The sequence below is a fragment of the Streptomyces sp. NPDC001709 genome, assembly GCF_053596375.1.
The window spans coordinates 20,255-46,288 of the sequence record NZ_JBSFGB010000050.1 but is presented as its reverse complement, the minus strand read 5'-3'; the positions used below and the strand labels follow the sequence as shown (position 1 = coordinate 46,288).

At 68.4% G+C, this 26,034-nt stretch carries 25 protein-coding genes and 5 pseudogenes; 14 read left to right on the top strand and 16 right to left on the bottom strand.

The annotated features are described in order from the left end of the window. The first annotated feature begins 432 nt into the window (after positions 1-432). Positions 433-1,779: an MFS transporter gene (locus ACWC0C_RS42130; protein ID WP_450870000.1), complete on the top strand. Its 1,347-nt coding sequence runs from the start codon at positions 433-435 to the stop codon at positions 1,777-1,779. A 626-nt stretch (positions 1,780-2,405) separates the two neighbouring features. Further along, entirely contained in the window at positions 2,406-2,573 is a 168-nt protein-coding gene (locus ACWC0C_RS42125; protein WP_450869999.1) for a hypothetical protein, read from the top strand. Between the two features lie 146 nt (positions 2,574-2,719). Here ACWC0C_RS42125 and ACWC0C_RS42120 read toward each other — a convergent pair whose 3' ends face one another. Beyond that, complete coding sequence (locus ACWC0C_RS42120) at positions 2,720-3,373, bottom strand: TetR/AcrR family transcriptional regulator (protein ID WP_450869997.1); 654 nt, start codon at positions 3,371-3,373, stop codon at positions 2,720-2,722. 126 nt (positions 3,374-3,499) lie between these two features. On the opposite strand from ACWC0C_RS42120, the gene ACWC0C_RS42115 reads away from it, so the two are divergent. The 3 genes from ACWC0C_RS42115 to ACWC0C_RS42105 all read left to right on the top strand — a co-directional run bounded on the left by ACWC0C_RS42115 (position 3,500) and on the right by ACWC0C_RS42105 (position 6,575). Next, complete coding sequence (locus ACWC0C_RS42115; RefSeq protein WP_450869996.1) at positions 3,500-4,462, top strand: alpha/beta hydrolase; 963 nt, start codon at positions 3,500-3,502, stop codon at positions 4,460-4,462. A gap of 10 nt (positions 4,463-4,472) precedes the next feature. Beyond that, positions 4,473-5,453: an aldo/keto reductase gene (locus ACWC0C_RS42110; RefSeq protein WP_450869995.1), complete on the top strand. Its 981-nt coding sequence runs from the start codon at positions 4,473-4,475 to the stop codon at positions 5,451-5,453. A 342-nt stretch (positions 5,454-5,795) separates the two neighbouring features. Then, positions 5,796-6,575 carry an NAD(P)-binding domain-containing protein gene (locus ACWC0C_RS42105; RefSeq protein WP_450869994.1) on the top strand — a complete coding sequence of 260 codons (780 nt, stop codon included), beginning with the start codon at positions 5,796-5,798 and terminating at the stop codon, positions 6,573-6,575. A 481-nt stretch (positions 6,576-7,056) separates the two neighbouring features. Here the strand turns inward: ACWC0C_RS42105 and ACWC0C_RS42100 are convergent, their stop codons facing one another. Both ACWC0C_RS42100 and ACWC0C_RS42095 read right to left on the bottom strand, forming a co-directional pair. Next, positions 7,057-7,248: a hypothetical protein gene (locus tag ACWC0C_RS42100; RefSeq protein ID WP_449199985.1), complete on the bottom strand. Its 192-nt coding sequence runs from the start codon at positions 7,246-7,248 to the stop codon at positions 7,057-7,059. Positions 7,249-7,420: 172 nt separating this feature from the next. Next, complete coding sequence (locus ACWC0C_RS42095; protein ID WP_450870019.1) at positions 7,421-7,591, bottom strand: hypothetical protein; 171 nt, start codon at positions 7,589-7,591, stop codon at positions 7,421-7,423. Between the two features lie 202 nt (positions 7,592-7,793). Between ACWC0C_RS42095 and ACWC0C_RS42090 the strand changes: the two genes are divergently transcribed. Beyond that, positions 7,794-8,351 carry a GNAT family N-acetyltransferase gene (locus tag ACWC0C_RS42090; RefSeq protein ID WP_450869991.1) on the top strand — a complete coding sequence of 186 codons (558 nt, stop codon included), beginning with the start codon at positions 7,794-7,796 and terminating at the stop codon, positions 8,349-8,351. A 21-nt stretch (positions 8,352-8,372) separates the two neighbouring features. Here ACWC0C_RS42090 and ACWC0C_RS42085 read toward each other — a convergent pair. After that, a pseudogene (locus ACWC0C_RS42085) lies at positions 8,373-8,938 on the bottom strand (ATP-binding protein). A 559-nt stretch (positions 8,939-9,497) separates the two neighbouring features. Here ACWC0C_RS42085 and ACWC0C_RS42080 point away from each other — a divergent pair. From ACWC0C_RS42080 to ACWC0C_RS42070, 3 genes and pseudogenes are all read left to right on the top strand, one after another. After that, a pseudogene (locus tag ACWC0C_RS42080) lies at positions 9,498-10,515 on the top strand (IS630 family transposase). 57 nt (positions 10,516-10,572) lie between these two features. Next, positions 10,573-11,040, top strand: coding sequence for a GNAT family N-acetyltransferase (locus ACWC0C_RS42075; RefSeq protein ID WP_450869990.1), 468 nt, complete (start codon positions 10,573-10,575; stop codon positions 11,038-11,040). Positions 11,041-11,176: 136 nt separating this feature from the next. Next, a complete protein-coding gene (locus ACWC0C_RS42070) occupies positions 11,177-11,830 on the top strand; it encodes a class I SAM-dependent methyltransferase (RefSeq protein ID WP_450869989.1) in 654 nt (217 codons plus the stop codon). Positions 11,831-11,892: 62 nt separating this feature from the next. Here ACWC0C_RS42070 and ACWC0C_RS42065 read toward each other — a convergent pair. Further along, positions 11,893-12,613 (bottom strand): annotated as a pseudogene (locus ACWC0C_RS42065) (IS630 family transposase); the annotation flags it as partial. A 299-nt stretch (positions 12,614-12,912) separates the two neighbouring features. Here ACWC0C_RS42065 and ACWC0C_RS42060 point away from each other — a divergent pair. Further along, positions 12,913-13,680, top strand: a complete 768-nt coding sequence (locus ACWC0C_RS42060; protein WP_450869987.1) for a MerR family transcriptional regulator — start codon at positions 12,913-12,915, stop codon at positions 13,678-13,680. 206 nt (positions 13,681-13,886) lie between these two features. Here ACWC0C_RS42060 and ACWC0C_RS42055 read toward each other — a convergent pair whose 3' ends face one another. Beyond that, entirely contained in the window at positions 13,887-14,570 is a 684-nt protein-coding gene (locus tag ACWC0C_RS42055; RefSeq protein WP_450869985.1) for an NADPH-dependent F420 reductase, read from the bottom strand. A 74-nt stretch (positions 14,571-14,644) separates the two neighbouring features. Between ACWC0C_RS42055 and ACWC0C_RS42050 the strand changes: the two genes are divergently transcribed. After that, positions 14,645-15,019, top strand: coding sequence for a winged helix-turn-helix transcriptional regulator (locus ACWC0C_RS42050; protein ID WP_450869983.1), 375 nt, complete (start codon positions 14,645-14,647; stop codon positions 15,017-15,019). Positions 15,020-15,512: 493 nt separating this feature from the next. On the opposite strand, the gene ACWC0C_RS42045 is transcribed toward ACWC0C_RS42050, so the two are convergent. The 5 genes from ACWC0C_RS42045 to ACWC0C_RS42025 all read right to left on the bottom strand — a co-directional run bounded on the left by ACWC0C_RS42045 (position 15,513) and on the right by ACWC0C_RS42025 (position 20,755). Further along, the gene (locus tag ACWC0C_RS42045) at positions 15,513-16,832 is read right to left on the bottom strand and encodes a hypothetical protein (RefSeq protein ID WP_450869982.1); all 1,320 of its coding nucleotides are present in this window, start codon (positions 16,830-16,832) and stop codon (positions 15,513-15,515) included. A gap of 356 nt (positions 16,833-17,188) precedes the next feature. Beyond that, entirely contained in the window at positions 17,189-17,956 is a 768-nt protein-coding gene (locus ACWC0C_RS42040) for a dienelactone hydrolase family protein (protein WP_450869980.1), read from the bottom strand. Next, positions 17,953-19,599, bottom strand: a complete 1,647-nt coding sequence (locus ACWC0C_RS42035) for an NACHT domain-containing protein (protein ID WP_450869978.1) — start codon at positions 19,597-19,599, stop codon at positions 17,953-17,955. The genes ACWC0C_RS42040 and ACWC0C_RS42035 overlap by 4 nt, the downstream gene beginning before the upstream one ends. 24 nt (positions 19,600-19,623) lie before the next feature. Beyond that, the gene (locus ACWC0C_RS42030) at positions 19,624-19,833 is read right to left on the bottom strand and encodes a hypothetical protein (RefSeq protein WP_450869976.1); all 210 of its coding nucleotides are present in this window, start codon (positions 19,831-19,833) and stop codon (positions 19,624-19,626) included. A gap of 460 nt (positions 19,834-20,293) precedes the next feature. Beyond that, positions 20,294-20,755, bottom strand: a complete 462-nt coding sequence (locus ACWC0C_RS42025) for a pyridoxamine 5'-phosphate oxidase family protein (RefSeq protein WP_450869975.1) — start codon at positions 20,753-20,755, stop codon at positions 20,294-20,296. 240 nt (positions 20,756-20,995) lie between these two features. Between ACWC0C_RS42025 and ACWC0C_RS42020 the strand changes: the two genes are divergently transcribed. Both ACWC0C_RS42020 and ACWC0C_RS42015 read left to right on the top strand, forming a co-directional pair. Then, positions 20,996-21,688, top strand: a complete 693-nt coding sequence (locus tag ACWC0C_RS42020) for a DUF6193 family natural product biosynthesis protein (RefSeq protein WP_450869974.1) — start codon at positions 20,996-20,998, stop codon at positions 21,686-21,688. Positions 21,689-21,744: 56 nt separating this feature from the next. Continuing rightward, a complete protein-coding gene (locus ACWC0C_RS42015) occupies positions 21,745-22,260 on the top strand; it encodes a transposase family protein (RefSeq protein WP_450869973.1) in 516 nt (171 codons plus the stop codon). 576 nt (positions 22,261-22,836) lie between these two features. Here ACWC0C_RS42015 and ACWC0C_RS42010 read toward each other — a convergent pair. The 5 genes and pseudogenes from ACWC0C_RS42010 to ACWC0C_RS41990 all read right to left on the bottom strand — a co-directional run. Further along, entirely contained in the window at positions 22,837-23,067 is a 231-nt protein-coding gene (locus tag ACWC0C_RS42010) for a hypothetical protein (RefSeq protein ID WP_450869971.1), read from the bottom strand. A gap of 170 nt (positions 23,068-23,237) precedes the next feature. Continuing rightward, positions 23,238-23,549 carry a hypothetical protein gene (locus tag ACWC0C_RS42005; RefSeq protein ID WP_450869969.1) on the bottom strand — a complete coding sequence of 104 codons (312 nt, stop codon included), beginning with the start codon at positions 23,547-23,549 and terminating at the stop codon, positions 23,238-23,240. A gap of 236 nt (positions 23,550-23,785) precedes the next feature. Further along, a complete protein-coding gene (locus ACWC0C_RS42000) occupies positions 23,786-23,914 on the bottom strand; it encodes a hypothetical protein (protein ID WP_450869967.1) in 129 nt (42 codons plus the stop codon). Between the two features lie 432 nt (positions 23,915-24,346). Further along, positions 24,347-25,246 (bottom strand): oxidoreductase, encoded by a 900-nt coding sequence (locus tag ACWC0C_RS41995; RefSeq protein WP_450870016.1) that lies wholly within the window; start codon positions 25,244-25,246, stop codon positions 24,347-24,349. A 316-nt stretch (positions 25,247-25,562) separates the two neighbouring features. Beyond that, positions 25,563-25,758 (bottom strand): annotated as a pseudogene (locus tag ACWC0C_RS41990) (transposase); the annotation flags it as partial. A 123-nt stretch (positions 25,759-25,881) separates the two neighbouring features. Between ACWC0C_RS41990 and ACWC0C_RS41985 the strand changes: the two are divergent. After that, a pseudogene (locus ACWC0C_RS41985) lies at positions 25,882-25,926 on the top strand (hypothetical protein); the annotation flags it as partial. Between the last annotated feature and the right edge of the window lie 108 nt (positions 25,927-26,034).

Sequence of the window (26,034 nt, the reverse complement as noted above, 5' to 3'; positions counted from 1 at the left end):
CTCGTGGCCCGAAGGTGCGGGATCTCCCCGGCGCTCGCGTTCGCCGGACCGAACCAGTGCGGTTCTCTGGTGTCGCACTCGGCCACCTCGCCGGGGGTGGAGAAAGCATTCATGTTCTCCGAGGATGAGGCGTAGTTCGCCTGCGGGAACGTAGAGTCACTCGTAGCCGTCGTGAGTCACCAGCTTCGGCTCGCGGGGAGCCCGCACGCGCTTGCTCGGTTCCGGCCTACGTACGCAGCCGTAGCCCGATGTCGTCGAGGACCTGCTCAGGTTCTGCGTCCACGTGGCTCAGTGTGCGGTTCTTTGCGGTCCTCGCAAAAGTGCTGGTCGATGCGTGTCGATCTGACTGAGCCTTGCCGGGCAGGTACTCCCGCATCTGAGAGGCAGCCCGTGACTGCGACGACGATTCACCCTCTTCCGCCCGCTCTGAGCGTGCGCAGGCGCTGGACGGTACTGGCCGTCTGCTGCCTGAGCATGTTCCTGGTGGGCCTGGACACCACCATCGTCAACGTTGGCCTGCCCGCCATCGGGCGCGGCCTGAGTGTCGGCACACGCAGTCTCGAGTGGACTGTGGACGCGTACACGATCGCCCTGGCAGGTCTGCTGATCTCCTCGGGCGCGTTGGCGGATCGGTTCGGACGCCGACGGATGTTCCAGGCCGGGTTGGTCGTGTTCGGGGCGGCCTCACTGGCCTGCGCGATCGCACCTTCGGTTGGCGCGCTCGTCGCAGCCCGTGCCGTTCAGGGCATAGGCGCCTCGATGCTCAGTCCCGTGGCTCTCGCCATCGTGGTGAACGCGATGCCCGACCCGAGGGAGCGCGCGCAGGCGATTGGCATCTGGGCGGCCGTTTTCGGGCTCAGCATGGCCGTCGGGCCGGTCACGGGCGGCACTCTCCTCGCGGGGTTCGGCTGGCGGTCGCTGTTCTGGATCAACGCCCCGGTCATCGTGACCGCCCTGGTGCTCAGCGCGGTGTTCGTGCCCGAGTCCCGGGCGCCGCGGGCGCAGCGGCTCGACGTTCCGGGTCAGGCCCTGCTGACCGTGGTCATCGGGGTCTGGGTCGGCGCCCTCATCGAAGGGCCGCGCATCGGCTGGACGTCGCCCGCAGCGCTGACCGCCTATGGGGTCGCTTCCCTCGCGACGGCCGGATTCATGTGGGTCGAGTCCCGCCAACACGCACCGCTGATGGATCTGCGCCTCTTCCGCAGTCCGGTGTTCAGCAGCGCGGTCCTGGGCGCCATGGCGGTCTTCGTCGCGCTGAACGTGACGCTGCTGCTGAATACTCTCTACCTGCAACGTGCGCGGGGATTCACACCACTTGCCGCCGGGGTGGCGACCCTGCCCATGGCCGTCGGCGCGACCCTCTGCGCACCCTGGTCCGGCCGTCTGGTCGGTCGCATCGGACCGCGGCTGCCGCTGACCCTGGCCGGCGGCTTCATCACGGCGGGCGGACTGTGCATGGTCGGGCTCGATCGGCACACGGGTATGCCCCTGCTCCTGGTCGCCTACCTGCTCATCGGCATCGGGTTCGGCTTCGCCAACGCCCCGCTCACCAACACCGCGGTCAGCGGGCTGCCTCCCGCCCGAGCCGGCGTGGCCGGAGCGATCACGTCCACCGCACGGCAATTCGGCTCTGCGCTCGGCATCGCCCTCGGCGGCGGCCTGGTGGCGCATGCCACCCCGGCGGGGCTCGCACATGCCTCCCATCCGGGCTGGATCGTGGTCGCCGCCTGCGGACTCCTTCTGCTTCTCGTGGCCCGTGCTTCACGGCCGAAGACGTGAAGAAGTGCTGGCGGAACTCCCTACGTTGTTCTGCGGGACGCGGTGAGCCCTTCGTATGGCTGACCCCGCCCAGTGGCGTCGTCGGGTGTGGTTGTCGAAACCCTGCCGTGTCTTCTGGCGCTGTCTGCTCGTCTTCCGTGACAGCGGCTGACGGGACCACGTGGTGTGTTGTCCCCTGATGGATGCGCTCGCGCTGCTGGCGATGTACGCCGACGTCGACGACAAGACCCGCTGGTACGACGCCGGCGACGCGGTGCCGATGGGGCGGCGTCGTACGCATGGATCGGCGCGGGGCAGCCGTCGACGACGCGGGCCGCATCGAGCAGCCCGTACGAGCTGTGCGTGCTGGTGGCACTACGGGAGGCGATCCGCCGCCGCGAGATCTACGTCGAGGGCGGGATGCGGTGGCGCAACCCGGAGGACGACCTGCCCGGCGACTTCGAGTCGGCCGCACCGTGCACTACGCCGCGATCCACCAGTCCGAGGCCCCAAGGAATTCGTCACGGGCCGGAAACGCGGCCACCACCCGCAAGGTCGAGCCGTGAACCACCGAGCCGAAGCTGCAGCCGCCGGACGAGCCCACCGGCCTCCAGGCCCTCAAGGACGAGGTCGTACGACGGTGGGGCGTGCTCGATCTGCTGAACGTGCTGAAGAACGCCGACTTCCGAACCGGCTTCACCGACGAGTTCTCCTCCGTCGCCGCGTACGAGCGCATCGACCGCGCCACCACCGCTGCGACTCCGGCGTTCAGGTACCGATCCGGCGGTAGAACTTCACCTGAAGCAGGTCGGTGAAGATACGGATGGGGCGGTGGAGATCATGCCGTCGGCTGCCCTCCCGCTGGTGTGGTTGAGCAGCATCCTGATGTTCACCCTGCCACCGTCGTGGTGGCGGCCATGGACCACGCAGGGCAGCCACTGTTCCGGGGTGTCATCCAAGCTCAGGGAATCGCGGACTCGATCCGGGCGAGGTGGGCGGCGAGGATCTCTTCGAACGCGGTGCGGCGGTCGGCCCCGAGGGGGCGGATCTCGCGGGCGAAGTGGGCCAGGGCGGGGAAGCGGTCGGGGTCGGCGCCGAGGACCGCGACGCGGAAGTGCTCCATGCCCTGTTCGTACTCGCCGGGGGTGAGGGTGTCGATGCCGGCGTCGGAGGCGATCAGCGCGGCGAGGAGGATCACGATCCGGTGGTAGCGGGGCGGAATCTCCTCATCGGGCAGGCCCGAGGTCCGCAACGCCTGTAGTAGTTCTTCCATGACCAGCCGGGAGCCGGTGCCGCCGGACGCGTAGCGTCCCCAGATTGCGGCGAGTTGGGGGTGCTGGCCGAAGGCATCTCGCAGGCGCAGGGCGGTGGCGGTGATGCGCTGCTGCCAGTCGCCCTCGGGGTGGTAGCCGTCCATCGCGGCCAGGAGGATCCGGTCGGCGACCGCGCGCAGCAGCTCGGTCTTGTTGCGGAAGTGCCGGTAGAGGCTGGAGGAGTCCGTCCCGAGCGCTGCGGCGAGCTTGCGCACGCTGAACGACTCGGCGTCGCTCGTACGCAGCAGCTCCGCCGCCTTGTCCAGGATCTCCTCGGTCGACCAACGCCTTCGGCCCGCCATCTCGCCCCTCTCGTCCAGGCCCAGTCTAGTCTATGCACTTACTGTTGCGCGCGGTGCGTGCATACTGGAGGCGCATGCCGGCCGAGAGGGCAGCCGGGAGAAGAGAAGAGAAGGAGAGACGGAGACATGAGTGAGACCACTGCTGTGAAGCGGCCGCCGGAGCCGGACTTCTCGGCGATAACAGCCGAGGAACTGATCGCTTACCGCGATGCGGAGAACCGCTTCCGGGCGTCCAGCGCGGCGCGGGCGATCACCGGGGAGCCGGACCCCGGCGCCGCGATCGAGTGGCAGGACGTCGCGCTGCCGGGCCGCGACCTCTCGGTCCGGGTGTACCGGCCGCTGTCGACGGGCGACGGCGAGGTCGCCGCCCGGACCGACCTGCCACTCGTGCTCCATGTCCATGGAGGCGGCTTCGTGGGCACGGCGGTGCAGTGCGACTGGACCAACAGCCACCTCGCCGCCCAACTGCCCGCGCTCGTCGTCTCGGTCGAGCACCGCCTCGTCGCCCGGGACAACCCGCTCGCGAACGCCGCGGACGACGGCTGGGACGTGCTCCAGCACGTGGTGCGGCACGCCTCGCAGTGGGGCATCGACCCGACCCGCGCGGCCGTCTTCGGCGAGAGCTTCGGTGCGCTGATCAGCGCCCTGGCGGCCATCCGGGCCCGGGAGGCCGGCCTGCGGCTCACGGCGCAGGTGCTGGTCAACCCCGTAGTCGACGTGACCGAGACGATGTACGACTACCCTTCCATCGCCGAGTACGCATACAGCCCGACCCGTGCCGTGCCGCAACTGCAGCTGATCCAGCGGCTCGCCGTCCCACCGGGAACCGACGCCCGCGCATTCTCACCGCTATACGCGGACGACCTGAGCGGGCTCGCCCCCGCGCTGCTCGTGGTGCCGACCCAGGACGCCCTCGCCGATCACGGCCGCCGCTACGCCGAGCGACTGCGGGCGGCCGGGACCTCCGTGCGGCTGACCGAATACCCGGGAGCGAGGCACGCGTTCCTCGCCATGCCGGGCGTGGAGCCGCAGGCCGGGGTCGCCCAGGCGGAGATCCTCGAGTTCCTCCGCGCGGCCCTGGCAGGGTGACGGAGGAACGATGCACACCACCACTCTCGGGCCCGTCGGCTCCGAAGTCTCCCGGCTCGGCCTCGGCTGCATGAGTATGACCGGTACCTACGGCCCCGCCGACCCGAAGGAGGCCGCGGCCACCCTGCTGGAAGCCCTCGATTCCGGCGTCACCCTCTTCGACACCGGCGACTTCTACGGCGACGGAGCGAACGAGGAACTCCTCGGCCGGACCCTCGCCCCGCACCGTGACCGCATCGTGCTGGCCACCAAGACGGGCGTCCGGCGCACCGCCGAAGGCCTGGTGCCCGCCGGCTCACCCGACGATCTCCGCCGCGCCTGCGAAGCGTCCCTGCGCCGGCTGCGCACCGACCACATCGACGTGTACTCCCTCGCCCGCATAGACCCCACCGTCCCCGTCGAGGAGTCGGTCGGCGCGCTGGCGGAACTGCTCGCCCAGGGCAAGGTGGGCTGCATCGGCTTGTCCGAGGTGTCCGCCACCACCCTGCGACGCGCCCACGCCGTCCACCCGATCAGCGCCGTCCAGACCGAGTACTCGCTGTGGGAACGCCATGTCGAAAACGGCATCCTGCCCACGCTGCGGGACCTCGGCGCCGTCCTGGTCGCCTACAGTCCGCTCGGCCGCGGCCTGCTCACCGGAGCCGTCCGCGCCACCACGCGCTACGAGCGCGGCGACTTCCGCGCCACCGCCCCCCGCTACAACGGCGATGACCTCAAGGCCAACCTGGCCATCGCCGACGCCATCACCCGACTCGCCGCCGCCAAGGGCGCCACCCCCGCCCAAGTCGCCCTCGCCTGGCTCCTCACCCGCGGCAGCGACGTCATCCCCATCCCCGGCAGCTCGCGCCGCCCCCACCTGCGCGACAACCTGGCCGCCCTCGACCTGCACCTGACCACGGCCGACCTCAGCGCCATCGACGCCACCGTCCCTGCCACCGGCGCCCAGGGAGCCCGATACGGCGACCACGGCATCCGCATGATCGACCAATGAGACCGGAAGGAGAGGCCGCGCGGACGAAGATCATCGAGATCCTCGGAACCACCCGCGCCGAGCGACTCGACATGACACGAGGGAATGCACTCCGATGGCCACAACAACCCTGGAGCGAGGGGCAATCGCGGCGATGTGCACGGGGCTTGGTCTCACCGTCATTGCGACGATCGTCCCGTACGCCGACCACGCCACCACCCACCTGCTGGCCAACCACATCCAGGCGCCCGCCGCGACCCCGATGTTCCGCGCTTGGCACAAGCTCCGGGCTGACCGGACCGCTCACCTGACACAGCTTCAACGCCACAGAACCCGACCAACATCGTAGTGATCACCACGTACATGGAGGAAGACACAGTGAAGCGCATCGGCATCATCGGGGTAGGCGAGATCGGCCGGGCCATCGTGACGGGCCTGCGCCATGGGGGCGGCGCTTCGCCGGAGGTGTTCCTCTCTCCGCGGGGAGCCCGCACGGCCGCGGAGCTGTCCGATCACTACGAGGGCGTCGAGGTGTGCGCCGACAACCAGGAGGTGATGGACCGCTCCGAGTTGGTGATCCTCGCAGTGCGCCGCCGGGACTGGCACGATGCCCTGGCCGGAGTGCGGGTGGGCGACGACAGGATCGTGGTCAACGTGATGGCCGGTGTCGGCAACGACGACCTGCGCCGGAAGCTCGGCACCAACGCCCCGCTGGTCCGTGCCATCCCCCTGCCGACCATCCGCGAACGCCGCTCGGTCACGGTCGTGCACCCGTCGCACCCGGTGGTGGACTCCTTCTTCGCACGGATGGGAGGAGCGCTCCCCGTTGCGGACGAGGCCGCCTTCAACGTCCTCTCCGCGCTGACCGGGACGCTGACCACCCACTACGCGTATCTCGCCACGCTCGCCTCGTGGGCCGCCGACCACGGCATCGCCCCCGACGACGCCGACCGCTACGTCCGCGGCCTGTTCCAGGGCGTCGGCCGCTCCCTGGGCGACGAGACCCGCTCCCTGGGCCGACTCGCGGCCGACCACGAGACGCCGAACGGGAACAACGAACGCATCCGCACCACCTGGTTCGACCCGGCCAACGTCGAGGCCCTCACGAACGCCCTCGACAACCTCCTCGCCGACCTCGCATAGCCACGTCGGCAAAGACGGGCTCCAAGCCACGTCCAGGCGCCGGACGGAACATCCGCACAACCATGCCGGAGGATCCTGCCAGACCGCCCGGCGCCCGCCCGCAGCAGCCCTGGGCCCACCACGCCGCCTCGTTCCTACGAGGGCCGGTGCGGTCCAAGGAGTCGTGGAAGTCTGTCATCGGCGCTCTGCGAGCGATCGGGCGGTGGACGAGCAGAGTGTTGATGTGCACGCGGTCTCGGCGTGCTACTTGTGCGCGCTGGTGAGCGCGCTGTCCTTGCCGTAGTGCATGACGGTGGGGGCGCTCTTCCAGTTCTCGACAGCCTTGGAGCGCAGGACCTGTTCGACCTCCGCGGCACCCCAGGCGCAAGGCAGGGGCGTACTGGCCCATCTGGTCGTACTGCTGGGCGATCACATCCCAACGGATCGATCTGCGGTACAGACGGATGATGCCGGTGTTCTTCAGGCAGCTGGCACGTCGCCATCAGGTGATGGCACCCTTACGCCTGTGTCGCGTGTCAGTCGCAGCCTTCCTCCTCGCTGTGACGGTGGGCCGCCGCTGATAGATCCCGGCCATGGTCCGGCAAGACAGCGCCATGTCCTCGGCCCGCTCGGCGGCTTCCCGGTCGTACGAGTCTTCGTCGTCCTCGATGAGCTTCTGGATCTCGCGGACCACGTCCTCGACCTATACCCGCAGCTCCGCCACCACCGGCCCAATGACCCCCCGCGGCGCACCTCGTGCGGCAGCTCTCGCGTGAGTCTCAGAACCTTGCCCCAGCCCCAGCCCCAGCGCGCGGGCTCTAGGCCGCTCGTCGGCGTCCGTGAACGGCCGTCCCATACGGGCCATTTCAATCGGGGAGGCAGCCGTGGTAGATGCGGGCGGCTGCGACTGCGGTGAAGGCCAGGAAGTGGTCGGGCTTGCACTCATGGCGACGGCGCAGGCGTCGGCAGCCGGTGAGCCAGGCGATGGTGCGTTCGACGATCCAGCAGTTGTGGGCCGTCAGTCCGCAGCATCCCATGGGAGCAATCTCCAGGAGTTCCACCGCATCCGAGTTGTGTGAGGTTTCGTAAGCGAGAGCGAGCAACGTCTGTCGACGGTTTCGGGCCACACTCGGCGATTGAGCAGCTCGAGAATCTCGATGAGAACCGACAACGATGGCGCTCGACTGTGACTGGAGGGACAGCGTCGAGCGCCCGTGCGAGCCGTGCGAGGATCGCGACGTGAACGATCTACGCTTCCGCCTCGCCGGGGACACCGACCTCACCACTCTCGTTCGGCTGCGTGACGACGCTGCCCGCTGGATGCTCGCCCAGGGCATCACTGGCCAGTGGCAGCCCGGCGAGCTGGACGAGGACCACTTCCGCAACACCATGGCGAGTGGTGAGGTCTGGCTCGCTGAGGCCGATGGCCGCGTGGCCGGGGCGTGGGAGCTGTGGTGGAAAGACGAGGACGCCTGGGGACCGCAGCCGCCGGTGGCCGGCTATGTGCATCGGCTGATGGTGGACCGCAGCAGAGCCCAGCCGGGTATGGGGCGGTTTCTGCTGCGTGCTGCGGAGCGCCGCGTTGCCGCGGCGGGGCGGGCGTTCGTGCGTCTGGACTGCCTGGCCGGTAACGCACGCCTGAACGCCTACTACCTGAACGCCGGCTACAGGGTCGTCGGCCACAAGGCAGGCAAGCCGCAGCCGGGCGGCGCACCCAAGTCGTTCACCCTCCTGGAGAAGACCTGCGAGGCGGCCTCGGGGGCTGAGCGACTGTGGCCAGGGGGACACGTCCGCTGAGGACGACGATGGTGGTCGAGGTCAGTTTGCGGCAGCGTCCTGTGCCTGTGCCTGGGCCGCCCGGGTGCCGGCGAGGCGGTAGGACTCGGTGCCGGTCTCGATGATGTTCCCGCCAAGGGCGAGCCGGTCGGCGACGGCCGCGCAAAGGCGGGGATCAGTGAACGTTTTCGTCCACCCTCCAAACGACTCGGTGGAAGCGATGGTGAGGCTGTTCTTCTCGCTGCGTTCCGTCAGAATGGTGAGGCTGTTCTTCTCCCTGCGTTCCGTCAGAACCTGGAACAGCAGCTCAGCGCTCCTGCGCTCGTTGACCAACTTGGTGGCCAGTGAGTCCCTTCTTGAGGCGCCGCGAAGGCGAAGGCCCGTATCGACTTTTCCCCGGGGACAGCGGCGGCCTTGATCCGGCATTCGGAGCGGTGGCGTGCCCGGTCGTCGCATTCGGCCATCAGTAGTTCGGCGAGTAACTCTCGATAGGACATCTGGTCATGGGCGGCTGCTTCGGGCAGCTCGGGGAACTGGGCCCGGATGGTCGGCAGCCGGAGCATGCGGCATGCCTGGTCGACGGCGTCGTCGGCGGCCTGTTCGGTCAGTCTGCGGTGTCGTTAGATTGTCACGGCATGTCTGTCCGGGTGGTGGGGCGGTCGGCTGGCTGCCGGGCGCGCGGCAGCTGGTCGTAGCCGCGACCGAGGACAGCGGCCGGGTGTCGGGCGGCAGTTGGGCCAGCCGCCGTTCGGTCAGAGGGGTTACGTTGCTTCGTCCGGTTCCACGGGGACGGGCGCAGCCGGATCCTCTTCGGATTCGTCCGTCTCGTGTGCTTCCAGGGCGACGGCGTCCGCGGCCAGAGCGCCGGCCCGCAGGGTTGAGGCGAGTCCGGTGACGAAGAGTTCGTGGGAGAAGCGGCGGCGCGTCAGTACGACTTCGATCAGGGCCCGGGTGCGGTCCCGCTGGCCGTGGGCGGCCTTCGCAGCCTCCCACCAGGCGTCATGAATGGGGGTGAACTTCCCTGCGAAGCCCGCCTGTTCACGGCTTCCAGGTTGTGGGCCAGATCGACGAGGGTCTTACTCTTGCCGATCGGCCGTTCGTGGCGGGCGACTTTCTGGTGGCCGTCGTAGACCGCCAGCTCGGACGCGGAGGCCTGCGCGGGAGTGGATCCGACTGCAGGCCTTGGCACGCTTCGAGAGCGGAGGCACGAATAGGGAGACCGTCGGCGAACTGCTAGTGAGCGAGCGGTCGGTGGAGCGGTGGCACCGGGCCTGGCGCTAGCGCGGTGAGGCCGGGCTCCTGTTCAAGGGATCGCCGGGCCGCCCGCGGCTCGGTCCGGCCCAGAGCCAGGCTGGAGCGTGAGTTGGAGCGCGGCCCGCTCGTCCATGGCTGGGCAGAGCAACGGTGGCCCCTGGCGCGGGTGAAGACGCTGATCGGCTGGCTGTTCCACGTCTCATAAACGGTGGGCCGGGACCTGGCAGTTGCTGAAGCGTCACGGCTGGTCATGGCAGCAGCCCACCCGCCGAGCGGTCGAGCGTGACGACACGGCGGGCGAGGCGTGGAAGAAGGAGACCTGGCCGCGGGTAAGAGCATCGACGCGGCGCTCGGGACCTGGATCGTTTTCGAGGACGAAGCCGGCCGGTCGTTGACGTCGCCGCCTGCCAGAACTTGGGGTCGGTTCGGCCGGACGCCGGTCGTGCGAGTACGCAGCCGAGGCGCCGGACGCGGGTCGATGGCAGGTATGACCTGCTACAAGCCAGGTGAGCGGTCCCGGCTGAATCTACGCCATCGGCGCGTACAGGGGCCCCAAGGACGAGCGGAAGGGCTTCGGCTGGCGCGATTTCCGTGACCTGATCGTTCGTGCTCGTATCCAGCTCTGCGCTCCGATCGTTGTGGTCTAGGACAACGTTCGCCTGCACCTGACCAAGCCGCTACAGGAGTCTATCGAGGCGAGCGAGGACTGGCTGGCCGTGTTCCAGCTCCCGACCTATGCGCCGGACCTGAACCCGCGGGACGGCATCTGGTCGCTGGTCAAGCGCGATATCGGCAACCTTGCCGCGGCCGACCGAGCCAGATCACCGCGGCCGTCAAGCGTCAGCTCAAGCAGATCCAGTGCCGCTCGGACCTGGTCAACGGCTGCTTGCCCGGAACCAGCCTGATCATGGATGGCCGACCGGCAGGCTGACGGGGGCTGGACCCACAAATCTGGGAGCGCGACAACACGGGGGTGCGCGAGACTCGCATGATGATCACTGACATCCATGTCCGCGAGGCTGATGCCGCTGATGCTCCGGTACTAGCCGGTCTGCGCTGGGCATTCAAGCATGAGGACCATGAAGGAGACCTCTCCGAGCCGGTTCGGCCCGTGAGTCACGCTGAGGACTGGATCCGGGAGCGGCTCGCGAGCAAACGCTGGCTGGCCTGGGTCGCCGAAAGCGACGGCGAGATCTGCGGGCACGTCTTCCTCCACATGGTGGAGAGGATGCCGGAGCCTTACGAGGACAACACCCCGATCGGCTATGTCACGAACTTCTACGTGGTGCCTGAACACCGCAATCGAGGGTTCGGAGCAGCCCTCCTCCAAGCTCTGAGGGGGCATGCGCAGGGCAGCGGCATGGACGTCTTGATCGTCTGGCCGTCCGAACGCAGTGTTCCGCTCTACCGCCGATCCGGGTTCGATTCTCCGACCGAGCTGTTGGAGGCACGGTGAACTGACCACTGGTCATTGCGGACTGTGACAGGCGTCGAACCGGAGAACGTTGGCCGTGTCGGCAGCGGTGGATGTCGCCCGGGTCGGATGAAGGTCGTGCCATGGTCTGTCAGTTGCCTGGTCTAGGGTCGCCCGCATGGATGAGCCCTCCTTTCTGACCGCCGTCCGTGAGTCGTACGACACGGTCGCCGTCGATTACGTCGAACGCGTCCCGCCTCCAGCCGAGATGGACCCGCTGTCACGCGCGATGCTGGCGGGGTTTGCCGAACTGGTGCGGACGGCCGGTCTGGGGCCGGTCGCGGACCTGGGGTGCGGCCCCGGACGGGTGACGGCACACCTGGCCGCGCTGGGGGTGTCCGTCTTCGGCGTCGATCTGTCGCCGAAGATGGTCGGGCTGGCTCGGCGCGCCTATCCGGACTTGCGGTTCACTGAGGGCTCGATGACCGCGCTGGAGATGAGGGAGGACGAGCTCGGCGGCATCCTGGCCTGGTACTGCACCCATCACACGCCCCCGCAGTGGTTGCCGGATGTGTGCGCCGAGTTCCACCGCACGCTCGCGCCCGGCGGCTACCTGCTCTGGGGAGACTATGTCGGCAATGAGCGGCTGCGGCCGACCCACGGCTATGGCCGTCCGGTGTCCTACGAGTCGTACCTCCTGCCCCTGGACCGCGTGGTCGGCCTGCTGGAGCAGGCCGGACTCGTGGTCACCGCGAGACTGGAACAGGAGCCCGGCGCACGCGTGAACAGACCGCACGCCTGCCTCCTGGCCCACAAGCCCGAAACGCCCTGACGGGGCTCGTTCCCGGGGTGAGGCCGCTCGTGCCAGATCGCCGACGATCACGGGGCGGGCGGTCAGACCGCTGGGTTGAGAGGGCGGCCACCCCAGCGGATGCCCTTCTCGCTGCGGATGCGGGCGCGTTCCCGGCGCTGCGCGGCCAGGACGCCACTGCCACAGCGGCCCGAAGTGCGCCTTGACCGGGTTCGCCCAGGACGCGTTGGTCGGTGTGAAGCAGAGCTCGACCTTGTTTCTGGCCGCCCGCATGCTCTTGAGTACGGCGAGGCTGTGGTCGGCGCCTTTGCGGCGCCGGTTGACGCCCCAGAGAGTGTCGTCGCCGACGGAGTAGCAGCTGTGGAAGTAGCGCACTGCGTGGGTGCGGTGATAGGTCCCCGGCAAGCGGTCGGGCTTGCCCTGCTTCGCCCAGCACAGGCCGGCGGTGGGGGCGGATGCCGAGCCGGCCGAACTCGTCGAACTCGTCGAACTCGTCGAAGGCGGAGGCGCGCTCGGGCCGCTCCGTCAGCGCGTACTCGATCCGGTCCAGCTTGGCGTCGAAGTCGGGGTCGGTGGACTCCCTGCCACGTCTTGGCCCGCTGGAAGGTCATGCCGCGACGCTTCAGCAGGCAGCGCAGGGCCTCGCGGCCCATACGTATCGGGCGGGCGACGTTGCGCCGCGGGTGCTCGGAGAGCTTCCGGACGGCCAGCGGGTGAAGGGCTGACCGAGCTTGACCGGCCAAGTGGTGGCCGTGTGGTGGCCGTCTGGATGACGAAGTCCTCTTGCACCATCCCGCCTCCCCACGCCGATCGGACGTGTCATCACATCCAACCGGCCCGAGGACCACGAGCACTACCCCGGTGATCGTTTGCGGTCACAGCAGTAGCGTGGTGCGGACACTGACCTGCGCGAGAAAACTGGGGTCGGGCTGCACGTGATGTACCGCGCCCCTGAGTGGGTCGGGCCAGCGGTCACCCGGACGGGGAGGTATCTGCCAGGGATCTTCGGTGGGCCACCGGCTTGACCTTGCCGTAACGTCAACTTCTACCGTCGAGGACGTGGGCCGGAGAGCCCGGCCCACGCGAGCGAGATGGAACACGCTATGGCCTGGCCGATCGCAGAGGTTGCCCGGATGTCGGGGGTCACCTCGCGGACGCTGCGGTACTACGACGAGATCGGCCTGCTCACGCCTGACCACGTTGGTACGAACGGCTACCGCTACTACGAGGTGGACCAGTTGCTGCGGCTGCAGCAGATCCTGATCCTGCGCAGACTCGACCTCGGACTGCCGCAGATCACCGAGATCCTCGGCCGCCAGACCGACCAGGTGCAGGCGTTGCGAGGTCACCTTGAGCAACTGCTCGTCGAGCAGGACCGGCTCGGGGCGGTCATCGCCACGGTTAGGCGCACCATCTCCGAGCTCGAAACGACGCAAGGAGGGCCGACCATGCCAACGATCAACCGCCCCGAGAACCTGTTCGAGGGTTTCGACACCACGCAGTACGACACCGAGGCGCGCGAACGCTGGCCGCAGGAGTACGACAAGTCCCAGAAGTTCGCCGCGACACTGATGCCCGAGGACACCGAGCGGATGCAGAAGGAGGTGACCGCGGCGATGATCCGGATGGCCGAGTTCATGGTCGCGGGCGTACCGGCCGACGACCCGGCCGTTCTGGACGAGGTCGACCGGCAGTACCACTGGCTCTGCAACTTCTGGACCCCGGACGCGGCGGCCTACCGCAGCCTCGGCCAGATGTACGTCGATGACGAGCGGTTCAAGGCGAACTACGAGCGGATCGCACCGGGCCTGGCTGATTACCAGCGCGACGCCATGGCAGCCTACGCCGACGCCCGCCTGAGCCAGAGCTAGATGTTCTGTCCCGCTTCCGGGTCTGGAGGGACGTCGGTGTCTTCACCCCGGAGTAGTGCTTCGTTACGTCGTGTGATCCGCCTGGTGGTGGGCATCTTCGTGGTGTGAAGTTGGGGGGAAGTGGAGCTGCTCCGCAGCCAGTTATCGAGGAGCCGACCCCTGACGGCCAGCAGAACCAGAACCTAACGAAGCACTACTAGGAACCCCTAACGGGAAGCGGCCGTGCCGCCTTCCGTTTCCTGGTGGCTCGGTCCGGCCGCGTACGCCAGCGGAGGTGCGATTGCTTGCGCATCCGCTCCCTCGCCGACCCATAGGGCGATGAACAGCGCGGCGGTCGCTTCCAGGAGCCCCGCGCGTTCGAGACCGCCGCCAGCCACGGGTTCGCAGCCCACGGCCCGTACCAACTCGCGTACGCGCGCGAGGGCCGTCTCGTCGTCACCGCAGACCGGCACGGCCAGGGGTCGCCCGTCGAAGACGGGCGGCCGCATGCGCCACACGTCCTCGTGGCAGAGGTTGAAGGCCTTGACCACGTGGGCTCCCGGTGCCGCCGCGGCAAGTTGCTGCGCGGCTGAGGGGCCTCCTTCCGTCAGCAGCCGGAAGCCCGGCCCGACCGGGTTGGAGCAGTCGATCAGCACCTTGCCCTCCAGGGCTGCGTGCAGGTCCCGTGCCACGTCTACTCCCGCCCCGAAGGGCAAGGCCGCCAACACCACCTGACCGGACTCGGCCGCCGCGCGCAGACTGGCAGGCTTCGCACTGCCTCCCACGCGCGTCGCGAGCCGCTCCGACTTGTGTGCGTCCCGTCCCCCGACAATCACCTCGTGCCCGGCCCGCGCCCAGTGGGTGGCGAGCGCGTCAGCCATGTTGCCCATTCCCAGCACGCCGATTCTCATCACACGTTCCCTTTCCGTGCCTGCTTTGATCGTTCGTACCGACACTAGAGAGCCGTTCGGGCACCATTTGGTACGTGACGACCGACGCCTTCCTCGCTGACTGCCGCGCCCGCCTCGCCTTCGACCTGCTCTCCAACACCTGGAACGCCGTGGTGCTCTGGGCGCTGCGCGACGGCCGCAGGCGCCCGGTCGAACTACGGGAACGGATCGGGGGCATCAGCTCCAAGGTCCTCACCGAGACTCTGCGCCGGCTGCAGTTCAATGGACTGGTCGACCGGCATACACACCCCGGCGCACCACCACGGGTCGAGTACGAACTCACCGCTCTGGGCCGGACGTTGCTCGTGCCCATCGACGCCGTCGGCGCATGGGCCTTCGAGTACGGCGATGAGGTGATGGCCGCCCAGGAGGCTGCGTGTACGCCAGCCCCGTCTCCTCCGGCTTGCTAGGCCGGTCAACAGCGTGAGCGCAGACGTCGCCAGCAGCTGAGTGCACGGCCCAGGTTGAACAAGGCGTCATGGATGTCGTCACGTATCTCCCAGCGGAACCGGGGGAGGCGGCAGAGTCGTGCGAGGTGCCCCGGCGGGCGATCAGCGGCTTCACGCCGAGGTCGCAGACGAGGCTGCGGTACTCGTCGTGGTCGTAGCCGCGGTCATCCAGCACTACGTCCGGGCTGCGCCGGGGCGGCCGTGCTCGCCCCCATCGGCGGCGCCGCTTCGAGTAGCGGGACGAGCTGGGTGACGTCGCTGTCAACAGGACTCCGTCCCGCCTTCCCCCTTCAACGCCCTGATATGGGAGCCGTCGACGGCCGCCCGGGGAGAGGTCCAGGGCGTTCGCGCTGTGGAGCTTGGCGAGGAGGATCTCGTGGAGCCGGGGCCACACGCCGACCTCGGTCCACTCGGTCAGGCGGCGCCGGCAGGTCATGCCCGAGCCGACACTCGTTCAAGTCACCGGCGTGGGATTCTCGGTGAGCCAGTGCTGCAGCTCGCGATGGCGGAATGGGTAGGCGGGGCCGCTGTGGCGCAGCAGTCCCGCCTTGCAGGACCAGTCGAGGAACCGGGCGAGCCGGAACGGCAGGCGCCGATGTGAGCACATCAGGAACACGACGTACCGCCGGGCCTCACGGCCGCCGAGCCCGACCGCCAGCGCGGCCGCGATGCCCGTAGCGAGTCCGCCCGGCAGCCCGCCCAGTGACGCCCCCGCGAGTCCGCCCGCGAGACCGGTCACCAAGGCGCCGACGAGGCAGCAGGCGGCGGCTTCGCCGATGACGGTGCGGGGTGTGGCCGCATCCCGGGGCTCCGTCTGCCTGTCATGGGGTGTGACCGAGATACGCGCCAAAGGGGCAACGGGATGATCTTGAAGCACTGATCCGCTCGGATCTACCTGCGGCGACGTGTAGCGGGGTCGCGTTCGGCGACGTGGCGGGCGACGGAGTCGACGCCGGGGCGGGCGTAGCGCTCCAGGGAGCGGACGGAGGCGTGGCGGGAGCGGGCCAGCAGCATCGGGGTGGAGGTGCCGTCCTCCGCGTCGTGCGTCAGGGCACCGTGACATAGCCGGTGAAGGGCCCAGCCGTCCAGGTCCTCGATATCGTGGGGCGAGGCGAGGGGGGTTTGCCAGCAGCCGGGTGTTCTCCTCGAAGATCTCCTCAGCGCGGCGGTAGGAGAGCCGGGCCCGGCCGGTCTCCGGGCACACGTCGAGCGTGGGTGTTCCGGCCGGAGCCTTGCGGTCGGTGAGGAACAGCGGGCCGCGGGTACGGCGGGCGATGAGGCGGGGCAGGAGCTGGGCGGTGCCGGACTGCCAGTGGATCCACTCGGTCGCCCCGCCCTTGGCGGTGATCCTGCCGCGCTTGTCCTGCGGGTAGAGGTCTTCCACGTTGAGGCACAGCACCTCGGCGGCCCGTGCGGCGGACTCGTAGAGCATCTTCCACTGCGTCTTCTCCCGCAGCGCGACGTCGAGGCTCCACAGGGCGGCGATCTGGTTCTCCGCGAGAGCCTTGGTGCGGTCCGGCGGCGCCGACCGCCGCTCGATGCCGATCGTCGGATCGCACTCGATCCAGCCCTGGCGCTGCCACCAGCCGATCGCCTTGCCCGCGATGGACAGCTCCCGGTTGACGGTGTCGGCGTCCATCTCGTCCGCCCGCGCCGCCGCCAGGTCGGCCCAGACCTCCGGCAGCGCCGTGTCGTTGATCGCGACGACGGGGAAGACGGGCGGTTTCGCGCCTCGGCGGGCGGATCCGGTCGGCGGCGGTTCGCCGGCGAGCATCCATCCCCACGTCGTGAGGGAGATCCGCTAGATCCGCGCGGAGGACTTCGCGATGCCATCGCCGGTGAGGTACCGCTCGACCGCCGCGGTGTACGACGACGGGGCGGACAGAGGTAGGACCCGAGCACGCGGCAACCGAAGTGCGCCCCCGCTCCCGAGTTCGGTCACCGGTTTGACCGTCACGCCGTCCCGCCCTTCCGATACCGCCGCAGTAAATGCGTACACCTCGCCCCGGCGGCCGGATTGGTCCGCCGCAGTAAATCCGGTATTTACTGCGGTAGTTGTGAATACGTCTCCGCGACCGAGTAACCGCCCGAATGCGTTTCTACTGTGCGGAATTGAGGGGGAGTGGACTGTCAGTGCCCGGGGTCAGCATGCTTACCTGGGTCATGCCCCAGATCCTCCGTCACGGGCAGGCACTCGGCGAGCAGGTCGACGACGTCGCGCCAGGCTCGCTGCGCGTGCCGTGGGTGGTAGCCGACGCCGGGGACCACGGTGTGGTCGACCGGTGGGTGGTGGAAGGCGTGCAGGGCTCCGCCGTAGACCGTGAGGCGCCAGTCGACGCCTGCGGCCTGCATCTCGGCGGTGAACGCGTTCCGTTGCGCGGGCGGCATGATCGGGTCTTCCGACCCGACCCCGGCCCACACCGGGCAGCGAATGCGCGCCGCCTCGCCCGGTCGGCCCGTGGTCAGTGCGTTGACTGTCCCGATTGCGCGCAGGTTGACGCCGTCGCGGCCGAGTTCCAGCCCGACGGCACCCCCCGTGCCATAGCCGACGGCGGCGATCCGGTCGGGGTCGGTCCGCGGTTCGGTGCGCAACACGTCGAGCGCCGCATGGCCGATGCCTCGCATCCGCTCGGGATCAGCGAGCAGCGGCAGGCAACGGGCCAGCATCTCCTCGGGGTCGCCCAAATAGCGCCCGCCATGAAGGTCGAAGGCCAGCGCTATATATCCCAGCTCGGCGAGAGCATCGGCCCGGCGGCGCTCGACGTCGCTGAGCCCCATGCCCTCTGGTCCGAGCAGCACCGCGGGCCGGCGGTCGACACCGGCCGGGAGCGCGAGGTGCCCGATCATCGTCAAACCGTCGGCCGGATACTCGACCGTACGCGTCGTAATCGTCGTCATGAGACTGGACTGTAGTGATCGTCGAGCCCGGTCCAGCCGGTGTTCTGCCGCTGGCAGAACAGCGCGGGTATCCCTCTGAAATACGGAGAGGGCCCACAAGAACCGTCACAAACCCCGCCCCCTCGGCAGCGCCATCGGATCACCTGCCCGGGCCTGACCCTCGCAGCAGGATAGCGGGGTGAAGTCGACGTCGGGTTTCGGGTCGTACGCCCCGGGCTGGATGCCGAGTTCGTGGGTGCTGTACTCGCCAAAGTGAGGCCCACCTCGGGTGCGCCCGCGTTCTGGAACATGAGTTTGCTGCCGAAACTGACCCCCAGCCCAAAGACGACACCGCCCGCGAGGGAGAACGCGAAGTCCTGCAGCCCCCGGGCGGTGGGCAGCCGTCCGATGTGCAGACGGCGGGGCAGGGGCGGTACCGCATGGGCAAGACCGGTGCTGAGGGCCAGGGCGGCGACCAGCGCGGTGAACAGGGCCGGGTTGCCGGTGTGCCACGCGAAAGGGAGAGCCGGCAGGAGGACGAGGGCGGCGGAGAGCAGGGCGTCCGTGGCCCCCACGCGGACGCGTCCGGTCAGGGGCCACAGATCGTGGAGCGCCAGATCGGTGCCGACCGCCGGACTGTCGGGGGTGGGGGCGAGACGAGCCGTCAGCTGGTGGAGCCAGCGGTGGATCTGACCGAGGGTGTAGCCATGGCGGTTCTCGATGTTTTTCGCGACGGCGGTGATGTACCGGCCCAGGAGGTCACGGTCGAGGTCAGCCTCGGTGGCATGGCGCAGCAGGTCGGTCAGGTCTTCGGCCTCGTAGTAGACCGTGGCGATCAGGCACAGCCGCCAGAAGGTCGACAGCAACTCGCGGTGCGGGCCGGTGGGACGGGCGGTCAGCTGCCGTAGGAGCGGTTGCCAGCGCTGTGGGTCGCCGACGGTCCGAGCGTCGAGATAAGCGGCGGCGGTGCCGGTGTCCACCGGAGCGATGGTGACGCGGGCGGCGTCCAGGAGGGCCTTGGTCGGGGGGATCGCGTCGTAGTGGTGGGTGCGGCAGGTCAGGATCACCGGGGTGGCGCCGAGGCCGTGCCGGTCCTGGTACTCGTTGAGCCGCTCGGGGGCGGCCCGGGCGCGAGGGGCCTCGGGGTCGGGTGTACCGTCGGGCAGTGTGGGATCCATCTCGTCGAGCCCGTCCAGGACGGGCAGGATGAGGCCCTGATCGACGAGGGTGCCGGCCTGCACGGCAGAGCATCCGTATGTGTCGTCCAGGCGCTTGATCAGCAGGGTCCGCAAAGAGCCCCTGGTGTCCCAGTGGGCGAGCGGCACGCGGATCGGAACCGGGGCGGAGTCGCGGGCGTTTTCCGTCCGGTCCTTCAACAGGGCGAGGGGCAGCTCCAGGGCCAGCACGGTCCTGCCCGCCCCGGCGGACCCGGTGATGACCAGCCGGGCCGGCGGGGTGTCACGGTAGTAGGCGGTGATGTCCGGCAGCGATGTCGCACCGTCGGCGAAGGTCACTCCGGCGGGCGGGGCAAGCGCGGGCCGGGCGGGAGCGGTCTGCAGCGGGTAGCGCAGGTTGATGCGCTGGAAGTCCTTGCCCAGAAGCTGGAAGCGCACCATGCCCTCGGCCTCGGCGACCTTCCGGGCCAGGGTCCGGGTCCAGCTCATCGCCAGGTCCGCCTCGTTGCCCGCCTACTTCCGCAACGCCAGGATCGCTACGGCCAGGCTCCCCGTGCCCACCGGCAGACCGGCCAGCGTGACCAGGTCGGTCGCCTTCCACGTGCCGTGACGGATCGCCCAGACCGAGTACACCGTGCTCGCCACAACCAGCACCAGGGCCGAGATCCCGATGAGTGCCAACCGCGTCGTCGGCGACGCCCCCATCCATGTCCACGGGCCCATGATGGGGTGAACCGTCGCATTGTGTGGGCGGAATGGTCGTTTCGTGGCGGTGATGCGAAGTTGGTGACGGTCCGGGTGATCACCGGCCGCCTGTCCCCCTGCCCGGCTACTACGGCGCGGGGGAGGAAGCCGCCGCGATCAGCAGGGGAGTCCCCGTGCCGTTCGCGGGTTCGTTCCACAGGTCGCTGCTGCCGACCTCGCCGTCGGTGGGAGGGCGTAGGCGACAGTGCGGTTGTCGACCGTGTGGCTTGGTCGTCGACACTGTCGCGCTGCGCCAGCAGCGTTTCGTGCAAGGTGCGCAGGTGGAGGACGTACACAGGGAACGTCGGACGGGTACGCCAGGCACGGCCCGCTGCCAGCCGCTCCCTCTCGAACTGGCCACACCGATCCGGGAGTTAGCACTCCAGCCGTAGGTCGTGATCTTGCTGGCGGGGAGAGGGGCGTCGACCAGGGACGGCCGCTATTCCAGCCACGTCCCGTCGCGCATGATTACTCTACCGCGCAGTTCCGGCTCGCCGCGCCAAGCGCGCACAGTCTTCGGCACCACGCGCACATACAGAAAGGAGTCTTCCTCCGCGCGCGGGTCCCACCCGAACTTGGCGGCGAAGGCTTCCGCCGCGTCTCCGGGCACATCCTGGTCCAGGAAGCACTCCGCCTCACCCTGGAGAAGCACCACGTCGAAGGTGTCCGGCAGCGCCAGGCGCACGCGCGGCTCCTCGCGGACGTTCCGCGCAGTCACGCAGGTGGCACTGGTACATATCCACACCGCTCGCCCATCCCACAAGAACCACAGCGGCACCTGGTGCGGCCCGTGATCAGGATGTCCTGTCGACACCCATATATCCCGCTCGTTAACCAGCCGTTCGAGAGCATCGCGCCTACGCTCCGCCGCTTGGCGGCGAACAATCCCCGTGGTCTGCATGAGTGCCGACCTTAGCCAGCAGACGCGAAGCGCGCATGAGGCGATGGACCTACTCCCAGCGACCGATGAACCCCTCAGCCTCCGACTCGGGGACGGCCAACTGGGGTGTTCGGCATGGCCAACTGGAGGGTTCTTGCCGGACCTTCCGTGACGAGTACGCCCGGCAGGGGACCCGGGCGATACCGATGCGGAGCGGCATATCGTGTCCAGGCAAGGGGCATCGCAATCACGGGGGCGGACATGGCAACGGGTGACCAAGAGGCGGAAATGCGGGTTGCGGCCGATCCCGATCCAGCGTCGCCTGCGGATCTGGTGCGGCGTATCGAGCACATCGCACTGGCTCAAGATTTCGACTTGGGCGAGGTGCGGACTCGCTCGGGATGGGACGCCGGCGCCGAGGTGAGCACCGATCGGGGAACGGTCGTTGTTTCCCCTTGCGCGGAGGATTCCTTCTGCATACGGATCCTCCGCCACCGTGTCTTCGCGTCCTCGGAGGGGTGGACGAACGACCTTGTCGCTGCGGTGGGGGTCGCGAATCTGTGGCACCAGGGCGGCAGTCTGCGGGAGCTGCGTGACCGCTTTCCGTTCATGAGCTGGAGCGAGCTGGCGGAAGCGTTCGAGGATGGTGACCCTGCTCCCGCGAAGTGGCGTGAGCTGCTTTCCAGCGAGTGGCACCTGCGTGATCGACCATTCCTGATGGCGGCCCACGCACACCCTCAACTGCGGAGGTTCTGGCCCGACATCAGCCACAGGAGTCTGACGCTGTGCCGGACGCCATTCGACTTGGAATCGGGCCTTGTGAAGATCTGGCCGCTGGGGGAAGGCCGCTATCGAGTGACCATGGTTCCGGGTGAGTTCTGGCGTGAGGTGTCCTCGCTGAGTGCGGCACTTGAGGTCGCCGCTGCCTGTTTCGCTTCCGCTCCGGATTCGTAGCCACCCGACGCGCAGACGGAGCATGCAGGAGCGTTCAGTCTGGGGATGCTTTGTCTATGCAGGCTGAAGTGTTCGAAGAGTTGCTCTTCCCTGGGCTGAAGATCGCTGTGCGGCAGCTGGCGGTGGGTGAAGGAGCCTTGATAGTCGATGCCGCCGCCTGCGCTCCGGCCGGGACGTGTCCGCAGTGCGACCACCCTGGCGTGCGCGTTCACAGCCGATACTGGCGGCACATAGCCGGGTTGCCCCTCGCCCGCCAGAAAATGGTTGTGCGTCTCCGCGTGCGTCGCTTCTTCTGCGATCAAGGCCGGTGCAGGCGTCGGACATTCGTCGAACAGGTGGCGGGTCCGACCGAGCCACGGCTCCGTTCTTCGACCGCGTCGCGGTCAGCCATGAGGACAGTCGCGGTGGAGCTTGGAGGCCGTCCGGGTCAACGCCTCTGCACGAAGCCGCGACTCCATGGCCGACGCACTGCACCGCTGGGGCAGCTCAAAGCACCACCCGTGTCAGCCAGGGCACCGCGGATACTCGGCCTCGACGAGTTCGCCTTCCGCAAGGACAGGGGCCTACGGTAGCGTCCTCGTCGACATCGAGATCTCTCGGCCGGTGGACGTGCTGCCTGATCGAGAGGCTGGCACGGTCACTGCGTGGCTCCAGGAGCACCCCGGCGCCGAGATCGTCTGGCGAGACTGCCTGATGGCATCGCAGTAGAAGTCGGGTGCTTCCGCGCGGTGACGTCGAGAGCAACGCCGCGGACGTCCACGGCCTGGCCACCGGGGCCCAGACCCAGGGCGCGTTCGACGACTCTGGACTTGTGTTGCGGCCCGTATTACGTCGGTGGTCCTCAACGCCGTGTCCCGCCCTGCAGTCGGGTCAAGTCGATCGGCTCCTCAGCGATGAGGGCACCTCCCAGCTCGGCTCCAGATACGACACGCCGTCACTCATCGTCGCCGGAGCCGGGCTCGAAGGGGCGGGTCGGGTACGTACCGCGCGATCCCGAACGGCTGGAAATCGGCATTGGCAAGGAAGCGGTAGACGAACTCGGGGGTGGGCATGTCCTACCGGTGCCATGCGCCGACGTCATTGGCCCGCGCGAGGACGGAGAACTGGCCGGGCCGCTCGGAATCGATCAGCCAGAGCTACTCGTCGGCTCATTCGGTGGCGCCCCAGGAGATCAGCCCCTTGCCGCCCGACGCGTAGATCGCATACGACTCGACGGCGGAGACGCCTCCGAGCTCGCTGTCCTGGTCGACCGACAGGGAGAGCGGCCACTGTGTCAGGAAGTCGAACGCGAGGCCCTCGTCGCGCCCCCTGCCGGCAGCGGAACCCCCAGCTCTCCCTCGATCGCCGCCCAGTCGACGGAGTTCCCGAGCGGCTCCCACCCGGCCAGTTCGATCACTCGCTGAACCCCACATACAACGACCTATTTACACCGCGCTCAGCACCTGCGCCGCGCACCCCGGCCCGAGGCCCGCCAACCGCGCACGGCCTGTGCGGCGCGGTGTGGCCCCGCGAGCGGAGCCACACGGTCCAAGGCGCGATCGGCGTCGGATCAGTCGCATCCGTGGCCTGGCTGTCCTTGCTTGCCCGGCTGACCCTGGCTGCCCTGCTGTCCTGGCTTGCCTTGCTGTCCCTGGCTGCCCTGCTGTCCCTGGCTGCCTTGCTTGCCCTGCTGCCCCTGCTGTCCCTGCTGTCCTTGCTGGCCGTGACAACCGCCGCAGTAGTTGTGTGCAGGGGCTGCTGAGGCGGTGCCCGCCGCGCCGATCGCGGCTCCGCCGGCGAGCAGCATGCCTGCTGCGGACATCACGAGATAACGCCTGATGCGCTGTATTCGCATGGGAAATCGCCCTTCTGTTTTCATCATCTCCCGCGACTTCCTGGGGAGGACACGGGGTGGATGGCCGGCGCCGTGCTTACAAGAGGGGAAGGCACGGACATTCTTCAGGTGTCGCCGCAGAGGATTGGCCGCACGGCCGTCGCCGCCGGGTCTTCCGTTTCCCGGAATCCGGAACCTCGTGCCGGTCACACTGTGTGCTGCGGATCTCACTCATAGAAACTAGTGCCACCTCCGTCACTCGGCATTTCGACGCCGCTCCGGGGCTACACCCGGATGGTCCATTCCAGGCCGAGGGCGGCCAGCTGTTCCAGCTGTTCCCGGCTGAGTTTCGCGTCGGGCTTGGTGATGGACAGGAACGCTCCGAGCCGGACCTGGGTTCGGGCGGGCAGCATTCGGTGGGGGAGCGGCTGACCGGTTCCGTGGAGCCCGTGCGCTGTCAGTACTGCGCCCGAGGACGCGCCCCCCGCTCGGACGCCGTAGAACGCCCCTGGAGCGTTTCGCGGGTGCCTTCTGCTCCTGTGGCTCCTGTGGCGGGGCGTGATGCCGAGGGCTGTCAGGCCCTCACGCTGCCCCTGCGCCAGCCTCTCCCAGACGACGTGCTGCCGCTGCCGCTGAGGCCACCACCTCATGGATCATGCGCCCGCACTTCAGCCTTTGGACACGACACACCGATGTGCCGGTCGCAGTAGCCGACTACCGCCATCTTCGCGCGGATATCCTCCAGCAGTCGTAGCCATCACGGAAGCGCGGTCACAAACGACAAGGGCCTGTCTCCCTGATCAAGACCGGGTTGAATCTGCTCACGCGTCTGCCGGCAGTCGATATCAGGCTGCAGTGGAGTTGATCGAATCGAGGACTTCGAGGTCTTCCTTTGTCAGATGCAGCGAGCCTGCCGCCAGGTTGTCGATGAGGTGGTCCGGGTCGCCCGTTCCTGGTATGGCCAGGACATGTTTGCCCTGTCGCAGGATCCATGCCAGACGTACCTGCGCCGGCGACACTCCGTGCGCACGGGCGACAGCGAGGATCTGTTCCTGCTCAGCGTGGACGGCGCCTGCTTCGCGTCCCTCGCCGGCGATGGAGAAGAAGGGTACGAACGCGATGCCGTGTGCGGCGCACGTGTGGAGCATTTCAGTGCTGGCGCGTGCGTCGATGCCGTAGCGGTTCTGGACGCACACCACGGGTGCGATCGCTTGGGCTTGGGCCAGGTGAGTGGGGCGTGCCCCGGAGATGCCGAGGTGGCGGATGAGTCCGGCATCACGCAGCTCGGCGAGGGCCCCGAAGTGCTCGCTGATCGAGTCGTGGCCCATGAGGCGCAGATTGACGACGTCGAGATGGTCGCGGCCGAGCTGACGCAAATTCTCCTCGACTTGGCCACGCAGCTGATCGGGCCGGGCCGGGGTCGTCCACTCACCGGACGCGTCCCGTGTGGGGCCAACCTTGGTGGCGATCACCAAGTCGTCCGGGTACGGAGCCAATGCCGAGTTGATCAACTCATTGGCGGAGCGTAGCCGCGAGAAGTAGAACGCAGCGGTGTCGACATGGTTGACGCCGAGTTCCACCGCACGGCGCAGTACGCCGATCACCTGGCTGCGGTCACGCGCGATGCCCTGGTGGAAGGCGGCACTGCCGGTCAATCGCATGGCACCGAATCCGATCCGGTTGACCGTGAGGTCCCCCAACAGCCAGGTGCCTGCGGTCCCCGCAGAGACTGTCTCCAGCGTCATCTCTTCCATCAGTCCCTTCGCAACAGCCCACGCTCATCGATGATTTGAGGGGGAGTAGGCGTGGAGTATGCCCAGGCGAGAGCCGTGACGAGAAGGAGCCTGATGGCGGAGGAATGTCACAGCCAAAATGGGAATCTACGCTGGGGAACGCACGGTTGTTACTGGTGTCGCTTTCACCCCGTGAACTCGGTTCACGAGCGCAGCGAGTGGCCACGGCCCTGAACTGCTTCAGCTCTCCAATCGCCGGTTCCACCGTGTTGCGATCTTTGTACGCCCCTTTTGAAGACCGGAGAGGGAGGGGCGGCGGGTTCCTGGGTGCACCGGCAGCGTGCTGGTGAGCCCGCACGGAGGTGGAGTCGACGTTGATGTTCCAGTCGCAGGCTGAAGCGTTCAGGCAGTTCTCGCCACTACACCCCGGTGCTGAGTCGATGAATGATGCCGTTGATCACCTGCCGATGATCCCGCCACCGGCCGCACCGGTTGTTGGTTACCGGCAGCAGCGGCTCCAGCACAGCCCACTCGCCGTCCGTCCCCCCTTACTGAGCATGCCCATGACAGCGACGTACCTGATCGAAGAGACACGACCTAGATCGCTCAGCCACACCTCCGCGCTGTGCTGGCGTGTTTAGGAACGCATCCTGCGCTGTATCCGGGAGGCGATCGCCGACCGTGGCGAGGCGCCGACGGTGCGGGAGATCGGGAAGGCGGTCGGCATGCAGCCGGGCCAGCGTGCACTACCAGCTGGTCGAGCTGGAGACGAAGCAGGCGATCGGCCGCACGCCTTCACC